We start from the raw sequence: 19,722 nt of genomic DNA, 5'->3' as shown, positions 1-19,722 counted from the left end.
TTCTAGTCACTTTTTTGATAGTGCAAGAATTTTGTGTAATAACATATATTTTGAGCCACATATTAATCTCATATAAAATGAGCCTATTTAACAGGAAAGTGGTATAAATTATTTATGAAAATAACACACAACTTATTTAAGTATAAAAATTTAACAAAATTTGAAATAAAAAAACAACAATCTTTAAAATTGATTGCTGAAAATATCGAAAAATCTTTATCTTATCTTAGTTTGATTACAAACCTTAGTTTATCAACTGTAAAAAGATATAAAAAAGTTATTAAAAGCAAAAAAGAAATTGTTGTCTCACATAAAAATAAATATCATCAAAGAAATTACAAAATAACTGATGCAGAAATAGAATTAGTCTTTAAAAATTATTTAGAAATATGTCAGTTTATTTTGAATAGAGATCTAACAAATAATCAACTTTCAATTAAAACATACTTCAATTCCGAGTATGGTTCTTTTATAAGAGAAAAAATTTCTTACAAAACTTTAGTTAAGAGATTTAATCAATTAGGTTTATTTAATATACATACAACCAAGAGAGGAAGAAGGATTGCAAGATTATCAAAGAAAAAAACCTCAGAAGATATAACATTGATATTAAAAAATTATTATCAACAGATTAAACGAAACGAAAAACAAAGACAAGTTTTAAATCTAAAGAAAAATCTAAAATTCGGCGAAATTATTGAGATTGATGCACAACTTGAACCATACTTGAAAAATGATAAACCATTATATCTTTATCATGCAATAGATGTAGCAACAGGAACATTGTTAGCAGTATGATTTGAAGAACAAGAAACAACATTAGGATATCAAAGACTACTAGAAATTGTATTTAAAAAGTATGGATTCCCAAAGAAAATCTATACTGATAAAAGAAGAAGTTTTTGAGGAAGCGAAAACACACAAACAGTCTTTGAAAAAGTTTTAAATAAAAAGGGAATAGAAGTACTAAGTTCATCAAATCCAAAACACAAACCACATGTTGAAAGATCTTTTAGGACATCACTAGACCAATATCCGTTACTTATTCACGAAAACGGATATAAAAATATTGATGATTTGAAAAAAAATAATGAAGTATTTCAAAATTATTACAATATCAGGAATAAAAAAATAATTTCTAAACAAAATGTTTTTCAAAAAGAGGGAAAGAAAAACGGCAATTGAGCCGTTGATTTAGAGATTAATAGAAAAGTTTTAAATGGTGTTGTTAGATACCAAGGTAAAAATTACGCAGCCTTTGATATGTATAACAAAAGAATTATCTTCCCTTATAATTCTGACGTTTTATTAGTGCATTCTTCGGATGATAATTTGTATTTTAAATATAATGATAAAAAATACTTTGCTAAGGAACCTAACGGAAAATATCTAAGTTTAACAGAAATGTGAGCTTTAGAGAAAGGATTAGATTACTCTATTCCAGCCGTAGGGAAACTAGCATTTATCTATAATAAAACAAATTCGTTTTTTAAAACTCTTGAATTATATATCTCAAAATTTAATAGTATTTCCGTGAATGCTCAAGATAGTAATCTTGAAGCTAATAAAATCATGTCCGAATACTTAAGCATACTCCGAGCATTGCACAGAAGCATCAATGATGATATAAGAATTGATGCATAATAATTTTAATATTTTTTATGAAAATTTTAAAAATAAAAATTGCTCTTTTGATGTAGGGAAATTTAGAAAAAATGCGTAAATTTATAAATTTAAAAAAGCAAAAAAATAAAAAAATTTTTTTGCTTAAGTTTTTTGCCACTTTTTTTTAAAAAAAGTGCACACCTCTATAAATAAAAAATGAAAAAACATTTAACTCCAAAATAAGGAGTTAAATGTTCAAAAAATAAGCTCAAAATACATGTTATTCTACACAATTTTCTAGTCACTTTTTTGATAGTGCAAGAATTTAAAAATCATACAATAATGTATGATCGTTTAATAAGGCGAAACTATTGTTGTGCAATTTTATGCTTTTCGTTTTCTCCTAAAATATGACATCTTCTGCAACGAGCTTCATATTCTTGGTCACCTAAAACATTTAATTGTTCATTATTTTCTTTTCTAAAAGAAAAAGCTGCATCTGATTTGCATACTAAACAAACTGCTTTTAACTTTTTAACCTCATCAGCTATAGCTAAAAGACCAGGAGTAACCCCGAATGGTCTTCTTAAAAAGTCCATATCTAAACCACTTGCAATAACCCTAACTCCGCTAAGGACTAATTTATCAATTACCTCAAAAATACCTTCATCTAAGAAATTTACTTCATCAATTGCAACGGCTTTGTATTCTTCGTTTCAGTGATCTAAAATTTCTTTTGAATTCTTAATTACTATTGCTTTTGTTTTAGCTCCTGTTCTACTTACAATTTTTTTTGCATCAAATCTAGTATCAAATGATGGTTTGAAAACCATTGTATTAATTTCTGTTATTTCTAAAATTTTGATTCTTTTTAAAAGTTCCTCTGTTTTTCCTGAAAACATCGGTCCTGTAATTATTTCTAATGTACCTTCTGGTTTCTTTAATGTCATATTAACTCCTTAATTAATTTTATTTTGATGAAAGAATATTTTATTAGTTTTTTCGATAAAAACCAAACAAAAAAATATTTTTTTCAATAATATGAAAATTGCTGCAATTTTTGATAAAAATATTTTGTTTATATCTTTTTTTGTTATACTAATAAACCAGTGAAATTTAATTAAAAGGAGTTTAAATATGTTAATAGGAATAAGCGGAATGATAAGTAGTGGAAAAAGTACTTTAACAAAAAAATTGCACAATCATTACAAAACATCATTAATGTTAGAGGAGTATGAAGAAAATAACGTTGTTTTTAATCAATTTTTAGAATGATTATATGAAAAACAACCAAATTTAACAATGGGGTTTCAAACATATGTTGTAGAAAACCACACAACAAAGTTAAATGAGATTATAAAAAAATTCAAAGAACTAAACAAAAACTTTAAAGAGGATCATATTTTTCTTGATAGATTTAGTATTGAACATTATATTTTTGCAAATGTAAATTTAAGACCAAAAGGAGAATCGTATTTAAAGGGATATGATGCACTTTTCGAACATTTAATAACAAAAGAAGAAACACCAGATTTAGCTATTTATTTAGATATGAGTTATGAAACTTTTGAAAAAAGACTTTTCGAAAGAGGTCGTGCAGTCGAAATTGATAACTATCAATTAAATAAATCTTATTTTGAAACCTTGTATAACTTATACAAAGAATTGTTCGAAAAACAAGCTAAAAAATATAATTTAAATTATGTAATTATAAATACTGATAATTTAAATGAAGAACAAGTATTTGAAAAGGCTAAAGAAATTATTGATACTTTTGATAGAAACAAGGTAGATAGATAAAATGGTTATAGCAGTAAGCGGAATGATAGGGAGCGGAAAAAGCACTCTAACAAAGGAATTGAAAGTAATATACAAAAATTCTATACTTGTTGAGGAGTTTGCTGATGAAGACCCTGTATTTAATAAATTTTTAAAATGAATTTATGAAAAAGAACCTAATATTGATATAGCGTTTCAATCTTACATAATAGAGTCATTATCCGATACTTTTAAGAAAGAAGAAAAAAAGTTTTTAAAACTTTATAGTAGTCATAAAAATGGATATATGTTTCTTGATAGATTTAACATAGAACATTATATTTTTGCGATTGTAACTTTAGAAAAAAAAGATAAAAAGTATTTAAAAGCTTTTGACGCTTTATTTCAACATATAGTTGATCCAAGTGATAATCCTGATTTAGCTATCTATCTAGATGCTAATTTTGACGTTATAAAAGAAAGAATTTTAGCAAGAGGTCGTGCAGTGGAAGTAGATAATTTTGCTGAAAATGAACCATATTTTCAAAGATTGCACGAACTATACAAAGAATTATTTGTGAAATTATGCTTATTTTATAACATTCCTTATAAAATCATTAATACTAACAACAAAAAAGATTATGAAGTTCAAGAAGAAGCTGAAGAAATAATAAATAATTTTGAATTTAGCAGTTCTAAAAGAATTTAAGCAATTATCTTTAATCGAATTAAAAACTATTACTAATTAGTTTGTAATTCATGATTAAAACTTATTAATATAAAAATTCATTAATAAAAATCCACATGACCATACTACATGCGGATTTTTATTCATGGTTTTTATTTTTCTTGTTTGATATCATTAAAAATTTCACCAGCAACAGCCATTGTCGAAGCAATGTTGCTCAAATTAGGAGGTATTATAATTTTGGTAGCTTTACCATCAGCTAATTTACCTAGTTCTTCAATAGATTTAAGAGTAAGAACATCTTTAGAAATTTTTGATTCTTTTAATAAATCAATTGCCTTTTGCTGACCTTCAGCTCTTAATATTTCTGATTGTTTGTCTGCTTCAGCTTTAAGTATATTCGCTTGTTTAAGACCTTCTGCTTTTAATATATCAGAAGCTTTTTGACCTTCTGCGATAAGTATTGCAGAAGCCTTCATTCCTTCAGCTTCTAAGATGTTAGCTCTTTTTTCTCTTTCTGCTCTCATTTGTTTTTCCATAGCATTTTGAATATCAATAGGTGGTGTTATGTTTTTAATTTCGACTCTATAAACTTTTATACCTCATGAGTTTGAAGCTTCGTCCAATATTAAAGTTAACTTAGAATTTATTGTATCTCTTGAAGTTAATGTTTCATCTAACTCTAATTCACCTAGTAAGTTTCTTAATGTTGTTGCAGAAAGGTTTTCAATAGCTTTCATAGGATTTTCCGCACCATAAACATATAATTTAGGATCAGTTATAGATAAATAAACCACTGTATCTACTCTTATTCCGGCATTATCCTTTGTTATTACATCTTGCTCAGGAAAATCCATAACTTTTTCCTTATAATTACCTTTTCTTACTATCTTTTCTATAAATGGTATTATAAAATTGATACCGTTTTTTAATGTTCTATTATAATTACCAATTCTTTCAACAACAGCGAATTCTGATTGAGGAATGATTTTTATTCCTTTTATCATAGATAAAATTAAAAGTAATAATAAAATAATTATCACTATTGATAAAATAATTATACTAGTAATTGACATCTTTCTCCTTTGTGGCAGCAATATATAAAATATTGCCTCTAATTTCTTTTATAGCCACTTGTGTACCTTTTTTTATTAACCCTTCATTTTTGATTGATAGAGTCCTAAATTTTTTATCGCCAATTTTTATTGTTCCATAAAGATTATTTTCAGATTTTTCCTCGTAACTATCTTCTTCTAAAATGAATATTTCAGTTTTATCAATTCCATTAAAGTTAGATTCTTTGTACTTATAGTTTAAAAATTTATTTTTAAAAACTTTAAATATAATTAGATAAAGCAATGCTCACGATATTATAAATGTAAGTATTTGTAATGCTATTGATCATACCGAAATCTTAACAAATATAGAAATAAATAAAGAAGGTATAACTGAAAATGATGTTAATCCTGCTCACAATCCTGATGTAAGAATTTCTATAATAAAGAATATCAATATGACAATAGATCATATTGATATAAATATTATGTTTGAGATTTCCATAATTTATTTAATGTTAATTGGGTAAAATTAAAATGTTTCTTTCTCTAGTGCTAAATCTTCGATTGTTTTTAATACAGTAGATTTATCATTTACTTCCAGTAATCTAAGACTTTTATCTACATCATAATTAATTACTAAATCACCTGTATTTGCATCAATAATTACGTGATCGATATAAGACACCCTTATAGAGAAGAAGTCTTTTTGTTGGTTAATAAGTCTTTTTCCATTCGGTAAATTCTTAATATTAAATTTATGTCCATAAACCCTTTTGTTTGTTATGGTGCATTCCTGTTTTGTGTAATCAATATTAGGTCACTTAGAAATAAATATAAAAACCATAAAAAATAAAACAAAAAGACCCATAGAGAGACCTCCGATGCTAACCAAGTTAGAGTCTATATTTAAAGCACCAATAACGAAGGTAATCATAGCTATAATCATGAATAAAATTGCTAGTCCCAAGAATATTCATCTTAAATTGCTTTTTCTTTTTGCTTTGAAAGTAACTTTTAAAATTTCTTTCTCAACATCTTTTTTTGTATTTTCTGACATGTTAATCCTTTCTTTATACTATTTAAAATACAAAAATATCATACAAAAAAAAAAAAAAACAAGTTTTTTAGAAAAATTGCAAAATTTTTCATAAGTATATTATCAATTGATGAGTAAATGTTTAAATAAAACTTATTTTTCTATTAATTTATAAATATTTTTTACTAAAAACTTACTAAATGAAATGTATCATCTAGTAAGTTTTAGTATTAATGTTTGATTTTTAAATAATAATATGTATTTAAAAGTGACTGTATTTTTTCACTGACACCAGAAAGTCTTTTGTGTTCAATTTTTCCTGGTTGATCTTTTACTTCAAATATTTCAATAGCTTTTTTGTCATATGTATTGTCATCATTTATAAAGTAATTTCTTTTTACTAAATCATATTCAGCAATATTACTTGGAGTGTAATTTACAAAAGCAAAGTTCTCAAGATTTTGATATTTCTTTTCTAATATTTTAATAAATGACTCATCATCAAAATCTATATGAGAAAGTTTGAAAGCAATCTGTGAAATAAGTTCTTCTTTTGTCATTTTACTTTCATCGTATTCAAATATTTTTTCTAGAACATTTTTGATATTTTCATCATTTTGCAATTTATCAGCAACAAAATTGTTAAATTTTAATAAATCATTATCATCTAACTCTTTATTTAAAGTTGAAGCATAAATGTCAATGAGTTCCTTTTTGAACTCAAGAAATTCTGTTTCGCTATAATGTTGTTTAGAGCTAAAATAATCTAAGAATTTATCTCTAAATGCAACTGTTAAATATTCATCATAAACATTTCTTAAAAATTGTGTTGAACCACCTCTTTTATATGCTTCGGCAAAATTAGCATAAATACTATTTCTAAGTGTTTCGTATAGCACATCTTCGCTATTGTTTGTAATGTTATTAGCAACAACTAAACCATCTACGAATATTATGTTTTCAGAAAATTTATAAGCTTCAATCGTTCCATCAGGTATTGGAATAACTTAACCATTTTTGTTTTTTATATTCAAACCATTATCTTCTGAATAGTATGCGTCTAATGCATCACCATTAAACATTATTGCGGCATTTACATCTTTTCTTGTTGCATCTAATAATGTTCTTAAAACTTCTTGTCCATCACCACTAAAAGAAAAAATATCACTTTCGATTGGATTACCCGTTGATTTGCTAATTAAATCAACAAAACTATCTACAAGCACTTTGTAATTTTCTTCAGTAGTTATTTCACCATAATTTGAATGAATTTCATTGTTTTTAATTTGATACGGAGAACCATAAAGCATATTAACCCTAACAGCATCAGTTATTAAAAGTTTTTGGTATCCATTTTTGCTAATTGTATTTAAAATGTTGAATAAAGATAGTTCTTTTACTTTTTCATTAAAGTTTGTCAATTTTGTAGTTTTCTTTAACTCTTCATAGTTTTCAGAAAAAATTGAATTAAACTCTTTTTCAACTTTTTTGGTTGTTTTTAATGGATTTATTGCTACAACACCATCTTGGTGAAAGTATGGAACAAAATACTCTCATAAGTGTTTTGGTTCATCAAATTTATTTCCTTGACTATCAGTTAGTAGCTCAGGATCATAGCTTTCAAGATGATGAAAAACTGTTGGTGTATAAATATTTTTTAAAATTTCCTTTAATTGATCTTTAGACTCTATTTTTTTATTTATATTTAAAAGTTTTTCAAAGTTAATTTTTTGTATAAAACCTCTTTTTATTAAATCTATAACTTGAAAGTCACTACCAATTCCAGCGATAGCTTTGTTATTATTTAATGCTATTGTGAATTCATCAACTTCATTAAATGTTTTAAATTCAAATTTTTCATTAATAGTATCGTGATTTAACTTACTAATATAAGATTTATAATTGAAAAAAGCAGGTCTAAAAGGTGTGTTTAATTTGTAACCTAAAATAATTGCAACAATAAATGCTCCAATCATTGAAAATACAAGTATAAATACGTTTCTAATGTTTTTAAATGTGAAAAAATTTTTTATTGTCTCCATCCGTTTCCTTATTATTTTTTATTTTTCATAATTTTATTATATTTCTGGTCACACAAAAATAAAAAAAGAAAATACTTAAGCATTTTCTTTCCGTATCTGTAAGCCGTGTTCTGTACATTTTAAATGTGCTGATAATTTATCTAACATACAAAAATATGTTCCTCAAAATCGTTCATTTTCTATTCAAGGTTCCCCTACCAAATTTGGGTTTCTAGCTCATGGAGTTTACCGCGTTTCACAATTCTCGTCTCTGTGGCACTAGTCGTCTAGGCTTAAGCTTATTTGGCTTAACATGAACACTACCGACATCTCAGCCGGTGCTAGCACGGACTTTCCTCTGCAATTTGCAGCTATCAGCCGATACATAAAAATAATATCACAAAAACATAAAAGCTTATTCCATTTATTTTTTATTAGTTGTATAATTAAAAAATGAAAAAAATAAATGAAAATGATTTATTTTTCAATTTTTTAAAAAAATGAAAAATATTAATAATGATATTATTTATGGTAATTTTGATTATCAATACCCTTTATTCATTCGACTATAAAACATGAATATGAGATAATGACATTACTTCATGACAAAAGATAATTGGTATAAGTGTTTCTTTATCTTCGATATTAGGTGTTTTATCTGTTGTATTTTTTGCAATGCATAAAAATATAGCATATGTACTAGGAATTGTTAATGCGGTTCTTTTTGCTATATTCGCCTTTTCTTTTGGCTTATCAATAGAAGGATTTATTAATCTTTTTATTTATATCCCTATAATGATAATGATGTGATATAAAACAACAAGAATCAAAAATGATAAAGGAAAATTTGAATCTTTCAGATCTAGTATTTATTCATCGATATTTTTTGTTGTTTTAACAATTATATTAACAATTATTTTCTATTTTACCAACCCTCTTCTAAACAAAATTACTGTATCAGTTTTAGGACAAGATAAAGTATATGAATATGGAAGTAATTTTCAAAACTATGTAGTTGGTTCTATCTTAAATTCTTTAATTAATGCTTTATCCATAATTGCTTTAACTATGATGGTATTAGGGTTTAGGGATTCTTGAATTGTATGAATTATTAAAAATATATTTTCATTTATATTTTTTGGTGGTGTAGGTTTTTTAAATATAACTACTTTATTAATCAATGTTATTTACATGATAATTTCATTATATCTTTTTATGGTTACAAGCAATAAAAACACAATTAAGATAGCTTTCTCTAATAGCATTAACTTTACTGAAATTAATGAAATTTTAAAAGAGTCAAGAATGGAATACTTTGAACTTGAATTATCAAAACAAATAGAAAGAAATTATGGTTCTATAAAGCGAAAATTGAAAGAGTCATTAAAGATTGTTAAAAAATCTCAGTTTGAGGATAATGTTGTATTAATTAATTATCTTCTTGACCAAATTTTTTACCTTAGCAAATTAAAACCTAAGAATTTTTTAGAAAAAATAAAAATCTTCTTTTTGAAATTCAAATACATAATATCGTTATCATTGCAAAATAAATTAGACATTATATTTGTTTTTCATAATTCAGATAACTATGATTCATATGTGAAAATAAAAAATAAAAAAATATTTGCTAAAAAGATTGTATTTTTAGATAATGATCTTTGAAGTTCTTATAATGAAATTAGAAATAATTTATTGCAGGAAAGAAACAAAAAAGACCTAAAAAATTACGAAAAAATATTTTTCTTTAATAAATAAAAAAACTTGACAAAATTTTTCTTTTAGTCATGTTTTTTTATTAAAATTATTTTGATTAATGAATAGGAGGAGCTTATGGAATATCAAATTATAAAAATAGATGATTATGACGTTAAGCACATTATCCACGAACCTAAATATTCTAGAACGTCAATATTTATCAAAAAAGGTATTTTAAATATATACCCAACAAAGGAAGCTGTTGAAAATAATGAAATCAGTGAAAAAATTAAAAAATTCTTTTATAAAAATAAAGATTTATATTTAAATTATGCTCCTCACTGAATTGATTTTGAAAATAAATATTTTTACTATTTGGGAGAAAAAATCCCTTTTACTACTATTAAGATAGAAAAGTCTTTTTTATTAGCTTGTACAAAAATTGGTGTATTTAGTAAAACTTTTAGGTCACAAACAGGCATTGAAAAATTTATAAAAGATTACTTGAATAATAAGTTTCTTGAATATTTAAAGATAAGAGTTAAAGAAGTAGAAAACATGTTGGGCGATCGTATAAATCACCCTGTTTCTGTTGATACATCATACAGATATGCATATGCAAAACATTATTATTCATCACTATATGGGTGCAAAAAAATTGTTTTTAAATATAGTATGTTTCCATTTTCTAAAGAAATAATTGATTCAATAATCTTTCATGAGCTAACTCATTGCAAGCATAAAAACCATAAAAAAGCTTTTTGAAAAACGTTATTTAGTTATTATCCTGAAGAAAAATATAAATATTTTAAGAAAAAGCTTGATTTAAATATTTATACATAAACTTATTGATAAATTTAATTTTTAAAATGATATAATTTTAATGAGGAAAAAATATGAATAAAGTTGTAGAGAATTTTAAGAAAAAATATCAAAATATTCGTTTAAATTATGATTCATTATTATCTTCAGAAAATAATGATAAAGATAGAAACGAATGTCAAGAGTTGATTTCTAAATATGAAAATATAGCAAAAGAATTAAATGAATTATTTAATACAGAATTTGATGAAGAAAACGAAAAAATCAAAAACGATATGCGTGAATTTAAAGATGAATTGATTAAAGATATAGAGCATAAAAAAGAAGTATTAAAGAAAATCATGTAATTTAAATTAAATTAAAAATAATCCAGCGTATTGTGTGGATTATTTTTTAATATATTACATATACATCTTTTTTATAAATTATTTCCATTTTTAAAAAAATTTATTATAATAAATAAGCAATTTTAAAAATGGCACTATAGCCAAATGGCCAAGGCATGGGTCTGCAAAACCTTGATTACGGGTTCGAATCCCGTTAGTGCCTCCATTATAAAAATATGCGCCCGTAGCTCAATTGGACAGAGTGTTAGGTTACGGCCCTAAAGGTTGCGGGTTCGACTCCTGCCGGGCGCGCCAATTAGAATAATTTGGTTTGACTTGTTCAAACTTTTTTTATTGCTTTTTGCAAAAAAATTCCATAAACTAGTTATTTTTTACACTATTTAATTTTAAAATGTCTAGTATTTTATATAATTTTATATATAGAATAAGAGGTATATTTATGACTGTATTATACGTTATCATTGGACTTGTAGTTCTTTTTATGATTGGTTCTTTTATATTGAGAGTTATCAAACTAGGATTGGCCTTAATAGGATTTTTAATTATACTTGCAATTATTTTTGGGGTATTACAATTAATAGCAACCTAAGGGTTGTTTTTTTATTACTTTTATAGTTATAAATTAAATTAGTATTATAATATTGCATAAATAAATGGAGGTAATTATGGAAAGAATAAAAAAAGGTTTTACAAACGAAAGTTTTTGCACAGGAAAAACATTTTATCAAATCAAAAAACTTAATAAATTTAATCATAAAATAGACTATCAACTACTAGAAGAATTTGACTTTGTACCAAAACTGCTTTCAAATACCGAAAAAGATATTGAATGAGTTTGAGTTGAATCTGAGGAAATAAAATTTACTCCTGAACAACTCAAAGAAATTGCTAACAACTTTTTGCAATTGCATAATTCAGACTTAAAATTTCCTAAATCCAATCATGCGCAGAGAGTTAAAGAATATCGTTCTATACTAAAAAACAAAAATATAAATATCGAAGTTTTAAATAAATATTACAGAAGAATCAATAACATATTATCAAACAGCGAAAATAATCGTCCACTACATAATGATCTATACTCTGGGAATCTTCTATTAGATAAAAAGACTAAAAAAATTATGTTTATCGATTGAGAATATGCATCAATGGGTGATAAGCATTTTGATTTAGCATATTTTATTTGCGGATCATTCTTAACAAAAGAACAAGAAAGAATTTTTCTAGATGCATATGACAGTTATTGAGAAGAATATTTAATTCAACAAAAAATTTTAGTATATTATTTAACCATCCTATGAATTCATGCGCAAGATGTAATGCCTTTTAGTGATGAATATAGCATTCAAAAATTAGAAGAAACTATTAAGGAATATGATTACTTAAAACAAAATAATTTATTTAGAAGATAAAAAAACATTCGCTTTAACGAATGTTTTTTTGATAATTATGCGCACTTGATAAGAAGTTATCTAATATTTATTAGCGGATTTCCGTCATTATAACTAAATTTTCTGTCATTCGGAACTATTGGGGAAGATGGGTTATTTGGATATTGTTTAGTATTATCTTCAGCATCTTTTTGACTTTCATCTCTTATAACGAATTTTGTTACGTGTGCTAATATGTTATCGATAGCTCTTTCGTATGCTGTGTTAGATATAAATTTTCATTGTCTTGACTCAATTACCCCATTAGATAGTACGTACTCAGGGTTACCGGGTCTAGGGTCTAATGCACCAAGTTGTGGTTTATAAAAATGATTTATTGCAAGTGAATGGTTACGAGATGTGAAATTTTGTTCCATCCTATCTATAAACCTTGTTGAAGTATCCTCTCATTTTCTTCCTAACTGTATTGATCACATCCTATCTTGCAATGGTTTTCTATTTCCTTGCCTCATTACGTACGTTTGAGCACCTCTTATAACTTGTTTAAGTGTTTCTGTTCACTTATCAGCAAATGAAACATTAACTCCTGAACTATTTTGTACATAATCGTGCGTACCTATAGGGGATCTAAATTTGATATAATCAAATAATCTTAAAAAGTCGTTTGCCTCAAAACCTTTATCAAACCCTAATCATACCGTATTATTTCTCAATGGTTCGTTATTCATTGGTCAATATGAATAATTTGGCTTAAATATAAGGTATTCTCAACCATAACCCTTAGCGATGTGATTTGATTTTAAAACTGAATTTATATTCATTATTTTATCAACTTTTTGATCAGAAGTAGCTGTTGTGTTTCTTTTTTGTTTAAAAATAAACGATGTTAAATTATAGTTATAACCAGCTTTTAATCCTTTCAAAGTGAAATTAATTACTTTTGATTGTCTATTGTAATTGATGTTCGTGGCGGTTATGACGTGTGTTGCATTTTCGTTATTTCTTAGTGTGGCAGTACCTGTATATGTCATAACAAAACCTTTATTTTCATAATCATTATCTATTAATTCTTCAGGTATTATAACATTTGTTCAAGTACCTAAAACTTCATAAGAGGCTTCAATAATATCTTTTGATCTTAGTGTTTCATCTTTTGCATTAGAGTTAGCTAGTGTTATAACGCTGTTATTTTCAATTGCTGGTTCAATTGAAGATTTAAATTTTATTTCTTCATTTGGCAAGTTAATTATGAAAGTAGAACTATTATTAATATTATTTTTAGCTTTTCTAGGGTTTGAAACAAATTTAAGGTCATATACTTTATATTCTGTGTCATGAATTAATCCAGAGAATGAAAATGAAGCATAGTATTTTCCGTTTTCTATCGTTATACCTTGGGTAATAATTTTATCATTAGAAGTATTTCTATTTTCTTTTTCGCCTAAGGTCATTTGAACTTGTTGTCCTTCTTCAAGAACTTGATCTTCAGAAATAATTTCAACCTTAATTGTTGCTATTTCTTGAGCTATAGCACTTACAGGTGCTGATTCAACAATCGCATTAGTATTACCAATGCTTGTTATTTTTGTGTCCTCTATATTTAATAAATTCATTAATTTATTGCTTTCATTTGATGCATTAACATCATCATAATATATTCCTGAGAATGTATATTCTCTATTTTTTATTAATGAAATATTAAATGTAATTCTTTTTGTATTTGTATCCAAGTTACCTGGATTACTAATTTTTATTTCATTATTTTGATCAATATATTTAATTCTAAATTCTTTACCATTTGCATAATTATTGCTCTCTTCATATGTTGCCGTAACTGTTAAATTAGTTGAATTTGATTGTAATTCTGATGATAAAGAATTTAATTTAAATTCATTCATAAATTTAAATTCATTAGAATTATTTTCTGAAGAATAAATAATATTATTTCCATTTATATTTGTTGCTGTTTTGTCTGGTTTTTGTAATAATCTAATGATTTTTACTTTATATTCTTTATTTGGTTCTAAACCATTTAAACTAAATTCAGCTCTAAATGAAGTTCCTTGAGAAATTAAACTAGTTTGAGCTGTAATTTCTGCAGAATCATTTATTTTTGTATAAACCATTTCTACCCTTGTGCTTGAATCAAAAGCAAAATCACCATCATTTATATCAATAGCAACAGTTTGTTGATCGAAGTTTGATGAACTAATTTTTCTGAAGTTTGAAGCGTTAATAGCACTATTTGTTGTAGTAATTTCAGAAGTAAGTGAATTTTTGGCTGCAAAAGTTGTGTCAGAGTTTGTTATTGAATCACTATTTTTATAAATTATTTGATCAAATTTATAAACTCTATTTGGTCTTGTGTTAGTTAAAGTTCAAGTTAAAGAACCATTTTGACTCACAATTGCATTAGAAATAATTTCTTCTCCTGCATTTTCGTTTCCGTTATTGTTATATGATTTAAATTTAACTGCAAAATATTTTCCATTTAGTATATTATTGTTTGCATTTATATTTGCTGTTACATTTATATTATTATTTGATTCCAATGCAGAATGTATAGAACTTAAAACAAAATCATTTTTAAATGTGTAAGATTTAGCACCTTGTGCATCACTTGAATAAATAATATTATTATTGTTGTTAATATCATAATATGCTTTTGATGGTTTATTAACAAGTTTTAGCGATTTAACTTTATATTCTTGGTTTAATGTAATATTACTTAGATCAAATATTGCATTAAAGTTAGAACCACTTTGAGAAAGCGTGGCAGTTTGTTTTAACTCATTTGATGAATTATTTGTAGCAAAATAAACAATTTCAACTTGTGTATTATTATCCAATAATTCGTCAGGGTTATTTAAGCTAAATGATAATCTTACACTATCTAGGGTTCCGTTATCTTGTTTTTGATATGATTCAACAACTGTATTTCCTTGACCTACAATAAATTCATTATTTGTGTTTATTGAACTAGTTGATTTGATTAATTCGGTTGAATTGGTATTAGGATCAGTGTTATCTGCATAATAAATTTTGTCAAATTTATATTTTCTATTTTTCTTAAGTCCACTTAAAACAAATGTTATATTACCATTTGAAGAAGCTGTTTGAACGCTAGAAATAATATCTTCATTATTGTCTTGTCCATCACCATTATAAGATTTATAAACAATAATAAACTTTTTATTGTTTAGAAGTTCAGGGTTTGATTGAACTGTTGCTGTAGCAACTAAATTTTGGTTGTAACTTGAAGTTAAATTAGTTAATATGAGTTCATTTTTGAAAGTATAAGCTTGATTATTTTCTGAATCAGAATAAACAATGTTATTTTCATTATTATTAACTTTATTAAGCGTTTTTCTTGGTTTAGTTACAAATTTAATTTCTCTAACTTTATATTCAGTATTTAATTCTAAGTTGATTGCTTCAAATTGAACCTTTCAAATTCCTGAATTATTTATTAGTTGAGAACTTACCGAAATTTCATTAGAATTATCCATTTTTGAATATTTTAATTGAAGTGTCATACCATTTTCGAATGATGAATCAGCATCGTTTATGCTAAATTCAAGAACTTTTTTATTAAGCTCGTTTGTTGAGTTGAAGTTTCTATAATCACTTGCAACTGTGTTAGCGTTATTTGTAGTTACATTATTAGTTATTTGCACCTTATTTACAACATCATTTGTCTCATTAGTTATATTATCAGCTATGTTTGCGAATAAAACATCTACAAATTCATATTTTCTATTTGGTTTTAAATCATTGATAACAAAACTTAGTTGGCCGCTTTGTGTTGCATTGACTGGTTCTGAAATTAGGACCTCATCTATATTTTCGATATCTTGATTGTTTAGCGATTTGTATTTAATCGCAAATTTTCTTGAGTTTAAAATATTATTTGTTGCTTCTATGTTAGCTGAAATATTTAATGTTCTGTCATTTAATTGAGGTGTAACATTAGTTAATTTAAATTTGTTTTCGAATTTATATTCTTCAGAAACATTTGTTGTTGAGTTGTAAATAATATTTTCGTTGTTATCATTAACGTTTTTAAGTGTCTTAGCGGGTTTAGAAATCAACTTAATTTTTAAAATTTTATATTCAGTATTTAAAGCAATATTATTGACATTAAATTGAACCGATAAACCATTAGAATCAGAATTAATTAAACTTGTTGTTTTCAACTCTGTACCAAGGTCATTTGTTGATGCATAAGTAACTTCAACTTGATCTCCAACATTTATAGCCTCATCAGGGTCAGAGATAACAAATGAGAAACTTGTTGAATCAAGTGTTCCATTAGGAATAATCTTAAATGTTGAAGCTGTAGTGTTTCCATGCGGAACTTCTTTTTCGTTATTTTTGTTATTTCTTGAAATTGTTTTTGTTTCAGTTAATGTAGGGTTGCTTCCATTTTCGGAATAAACAATTCTATCAAAAACATATTTTCTATTTTTCTTAAGGTTATTTATAACGAAAGTAATATCTCCGTTTGATAAATCTTTCGCATCAGAAATAACTTCTTCATCAGTATTTTCGTTTCCTTGACTATTTATTGATTTATATATTAAAGCAACTTTTTTTCCATTGTTAATATTATTATTTACTTCAAAGTTAGTAGAAATTGTTAATCTTTGATCATTTAATTCAGATGAAATTGAATTTAATCTTAAAAGATTTATAAATGTATCATTCTTGGTAGGTGATGTTTCTGAATTGTAAATAGTACCGTTACTATTTGTTAATGTGTAAGTTTTATTTGGTTTATTTACAATTTTAACTTCAAGAACCTTATATTCAATATTTAAATCAATATTATCAATTGTGAATGTAGCTTTGAATCTATTTTCTTGTTTTGATATTGCTGTTTTAGTTGTGTATTTAGTATTTAAATCATTTAACTTAGCATAAATTAATTGTACTTCAGTTGATTGATCAAATGCTTGATCTGAATCATTAATATCAAAAGATATTGTTTTTGTGCTTAATAAATTATTATTAATGATTGTGAAATTAGTTGCTTCAACATTTCCAAAAGAAGTAATTTTATTGTCAGTTAAATTGTTTTTATTTACTATTTTTGTTTCTGAATTAGTTACTTCTCCATTGTTAAAATAAATATTAAAGAATTCATATTTTCTATTAGGAATTAAATTACTTATAGTGAATCTTAAACTGCCATCAGCTGTAGTTATTGAGTTTGAAAGTTTTATTTCATCAACGTTCTCATCTCCATTATTATTAAGAGATTTATATTTAATGGCAAATTGCTTGTTATTTAAAATTTCTCTAGTAGCATCTAATGTCACATTTACAATTAAATTATTTCCTTCAATATTTGAATTAATTGACTTCATTATCAATTTATTTTCAAATGTATATGGTGTGCTTGAATTTGTTGTATGGTTATAAACTTCGTTATTGTTATTTAAATTAATGTTGTTAAAAGTCTTATTAGGCTTGTTTTTAAATTTAATTGATAGCACTTTATATTCAGTATTTATATCTAAATTATTAATATTAAATGAAACATTAAATTTGTCTGAAGTTCTTGTTAATCTTCCTGAAACATTCTTAGTTAATAATGTTTCATTAGTTTTTGAATATTCGAGAATTAACTCATCCCCAACTTTATATGCTTCGTCAGGGTCAGAAACATCAAATGAAATATTTATTGAGTCCAATGATTCATTATGAACTATAGTATAGTTTGAAACTTCGCTATTACCATTATCTGTTACATGGAAATCTGCAATTCCTTGAGCTTCGATTATTTGATTGTTATTTAAATTTAAATCTTGTGCATTATCTGAAAATACAACTTTTTCAAAAACATATTTTCTATTTTTCTTTAAGTTATTTATTTCAAAACTTAATTCCCCATTTGTTAGTTGTAATGAGTTTGAAATAATACTTTCGTCATTGTTTGAGCCGAAATTATTTTCAGATCTATAAATAACAGCAACTTTTTTATTATTCATTAGTGAGTTATTTAGATCAAAATTAATTCTTACTGAAAGATTCTGATTGTTTAATTCAGAAGTTAAAGAAGTTACTTTAAATTTGTTTTCAAATTCATATAGTTTATCTTGTGATGTGTAATCATAAATAATATTATTTGAATTTATTAAAGTAAATGTTTTATTTGGTTTTTCCACTAATTCTAACTTCGTTATTTTATATTTTTTATTTAATACAAGATCATTTAGCGCAAATGATGCACTAAATTTATTATCACTTAATTTAGTTAAATTAGTGGTAATTGTTTTATTGGTATTTGCTTCTAAATCAATATAAGTGAGTTTAATTTGATTATTTCTGTCAAATGCATTATCTGGGTTATTTATCTCAAAAGATAATGTTCTTGTATTAAAGTTTGAAGTATCTAAAACTAAAAAATTACTTTCATTAACTGACCCGGGGGCCGTTATTTGAGAATGTGTTGTGCCATTTAAATCAACTGAATTAATACTATCAACTGTAATATTACTGTTATCGTTTGAATAGAATAATCCTAATAATTCGTATTTTCTATTAGAAATTAAGTTAGGAATTGTTCAGTTTAACACCCCATCTTGTGAAGCTTCAATTGATAATGAAATTATTTTTTCATCAATATTTTCTTCTGAATTTTGATTAAGTGATTTGTATTTAAGAGCAAATTTTTTACCACTTAATAAGTTATTATTTGCTCTTACTTTTGCGTTTATTCTAAAAGTATTGTTATTTTCAAATGAAGGTATGAAGTTTTCTAAAATAAATTCATTTTTAAAGACGTACTGCTTATCTAAAACGTTATAGTCGTAAATAACATTGTTAGACACTTTGTTTATTCTGTAATATGTTTTCTCTGGTTTGTTTTTAAGTTTAATTGTTTTGATTTTGTATTCTTGATTTAACTCAATATTGTTGATATCAAAAACAGCTACAAACCCATTTTCTTTTGTTTGCAAAATAGTTTCAACATTGACCTCATTAGCTAAATCATTTGATTTTGCATAAGTAATAATAATTACATCATTTGCCCTTAAAGCATTGTCAGGATTATTAATATCAAATGAAACCCTTGCAGAATTTAATGATGCATTATTTATTTTTTCAAAATTACTTTCAACTGTTTTACCAGGTTCAATAATGAAGAAATTATTTTGAGAGCTAATTGTATTAGTTAAGGCAACTTTGCTATCTGTTGTTAATGTGTTAGAATCATTTGAATATAATATTCCATCAAAAACATATTTTCTATTTTTATTAAATCCTGTTAGATTAAACAATAATCTTCCATCAGC

At 25.2% G+C, this 19,722-nt stretch carries 14 protein-coding genes, 2 tRNA genes and 1 other RNA gene; 9 read left to right on the top strand and 8 right to left on the bottom strand.

Annotated elements, in window-relative coordinates:
• The first annotated feature begins 114 nt into the window (after positions 1-114).
• Entirely contained in the window at positions 115-1,644 is a 1,530-nt protein-coding gene (locus AXW82_RS03610; RefSeq protein ID WP_060913316.1) for a DDE-type integrase/transposase/recombinase, read from the top strand.
• 329 nt (positions 1,645-1,973) lie between these two features.
• Here AXW82_RS03610 and AXW82_RS00745 read toward each other — a convergent pair whose 3' ends face one another.
• Positions 1,974-2,555 carry a thymidine kinase gene (locus tag AXW82_RS00745; RefSeq protein ID WP_004794952.1) on the bottom strand — a complete coding sequence of 194 codons (582 nt, stop codon included), beginning with the start codon at positions 2,553-2,555 and terminating at the stop codon, positions 1,974-1,976.
• A gap of 187 nt (positions 2,556-2,742) precedes the next feature.
• On the opposite strand from AXW82_RS00745, the gene AXW82_RS00740 reads away from it, so the two are divergent.
• Both AXW82_RS00740 and AXW82_RS00735 read left to right on the top strand, forming a co-directional pair.
• Positions 2,743-3,405, top strand: coding sequence for a deoxynucleoside kinase (locus AXW82_RS00740; protein WP_004794954.1), 663 nt, complete (start codon positions 2,743-2,745; stop codon positions 3,403-3,405).
• Between the two features lies 1 nt (position 3,406).
• Entirely contained in the window at positions 3,407-4,072 is a 666-nt protein-coding gene (locus AXW82_RS00735) for a deoxynucleoside kinase (protein WP_004794956.1), read from the top strand.
• A gap of 131 nt (positions 4,073-4,203) precedes the next feature.
• On the opposite strand, the gene AXW82_RS00730 is transcribed toward AXW82_RS00735, so the two are convergent.
• From AXW82_RS00730 to rnpB, 6 genes are all read right to left on the bottom strand, one after another.
• On the bottom strand, positions 4,204-5,127 hold the full coding sequence (locus tag AXW82_RS00730; RefSeq protein ID WP_004794965.1) for an SPFH domain-containing protein: 924 nt from the start codon (positions 5,125-5,127) through the stop codon (positions 4,204-4,206).
• Positions 5,114-5,611: an NfeD family protein gene (locus AXW82_RS00725; RefSeq protein WP_004794966.1), complete on the bottom strand. Its 498-nt coding sequence runs from the start codon at positions 5,609-5,611 to the stop codon at positions 5,114-5,116. Before AXW82_RS00725 ends, AXW82_RS00730 begins: the two co-directional genes overlap by 14 nt.
• 27 nt (positions 5,612-5,638) lie before the next feature.
• The gene (locus tag AXW82_RS00720) at positions 5,639-6,166 is read right to left on the bottom strand and encodes a hypothetical protein (RefSeq protein ID WP_004794969.1); all 528 of its coding nucleotides are present in this window, start codon (positions 6,164-6,166) and stop codon (positions 5,639-5,641) included.
• Between the two features lie 209 nt (positions 6,167-6,375).
• Positions 6,376-7,044, bottom strand: a complete 669-nt coding sequence (locus AXW82_RS03685; protein WP_223212180.1) for a hypothetical protein — start codon at positions 7,042-7,044, stop codon at positions 6,376-6,378.
• A 108-nt stretch (positions 7,045-7,152) separates the two neighbouring features.
• The gene (locus AXW82_RS03680; RefSeq protein ID WP_223212179.1) at positions 7,153-8,187 is read right to left on the bottom strand and encodes a type 2 periplasmic-binding domain-containing protein; all 1,035 of its coding nucleotides are present in this window, start codon (positions 8,185-8,187) and stop codon (positions 7,153-7,155) included.
• A gap of 94 nt (positions 8,188-8,281) precedes the next feature.
• An RNA gene (gene rnpB / locus AXW82_RS00710) (RNase P RNA component class B) lies at positions 8,282-8,552 on the bottom strand.
• Positions 8,553-8,619: 67 nt separating this feature from the next.
• On the opposite strand from rnpB, the gene pnuC reads away from it, so the two are divergent.
• The 6 genes from pnuC to AXW82_RS00680 all read left to right on the top strand — a co-directional run bounded on the left by pnuC (position 8,620) and on the right by AXW82_RS00680 (position 12,442).
• Positions 8,620-9,921 carry a nicotinamide riboside transporter PnuC gene (pnuC, locus tag AXW82_RS00705; protein ID WP_004794971.1) on the top strand — a complete coding sequence of 434 codons (1,302 nt, stop codon included), beginning with the start codon at positions 8,620-8,622 and terminating at the stop codon, positions 9,919-9,921.
• A gap of 75 nt (positions 9,922-9,996) precedes the next feature.
• A complete protein-coding gene (locus AXW82_RS00700; RefSeq protein ID WP_004794974.1) occupies positions 9,997-10,704 on the top strand; it encodes a YgjP-like metallopeptidase domain-containing protein in 708 nt (235 codons plus the stop codon).
• Positions 10,705-10,757: 53 nt separating this feature from the next.
• Entirely contained in the window at positions 10,758-11,030 is a 273-nt protein-coding gene (locus AXW82_RS00695) for a hypothetical protein (protein ID WP_004794975.1), read from the top strand.
• A gap of 130 nt (positions 11,031-11,160) precedes the next feature.
• Positions 11,161-11,235: transfer RNA gene (locus tag AXW82_RS00690), tRNA-Cys, on the top strand.
• A 12-nt stretch (positions 11,236-11,247) separates the two neighbouring features.
• A tRNA-Arg gene (locus AXW82_RS00685) sits at positions 11,248-11,324 on the top strand.
• 371 nt (positions 11,325-11,695) lie between these two features.
• Positions 11,696-12,442, top strand: coding sequence for a phosphotransferase (locus tag AXW82_RS00680; RefSeq protein ID WP_004794978.1), 747 nt, complete (start codon positions 11,696-11,698; stop codon positions 12,440-12,442).
• 56 nt (positions 12,443-12,498) lie between these two features.
• Here the strand turns inward: AXW82_RS00680 and AXW82_RS03675 are convergent, their stop codons facing one another.
• Positions 12,499-19,707 carry a hypothetical protein gene (locus AXW82_RS03675; RefSeq protein ID WP_237076669.1) on the bottom strand — a complete coding sequence of 2,403 codons (7,209 nt, stop codon included), beginning with the start codon at positions 19,705-19,707 and terminating at the stop codon, positions 12,499-12,501.
• Positions 19,708-19,722: the final 15 nt, after the last annotated feature.

The organism is Mycoplasmopsis canis PG 14 (assembly GCF_001553195.1).
In the GTDB taxonomy this organism is placed as follows: Bacteria; Bacillota_I; Bacilli_A; order Mycoplasmatales; family Metamycoplasmataceae; genus Mycoplasmopsis; species Mycoplasmopsis canis.
The sequence above is the reverse complement of the archived record's forward strand: the minus strand, read 5'-3'. Positions and strand labels throughout refer to the sequence as shown.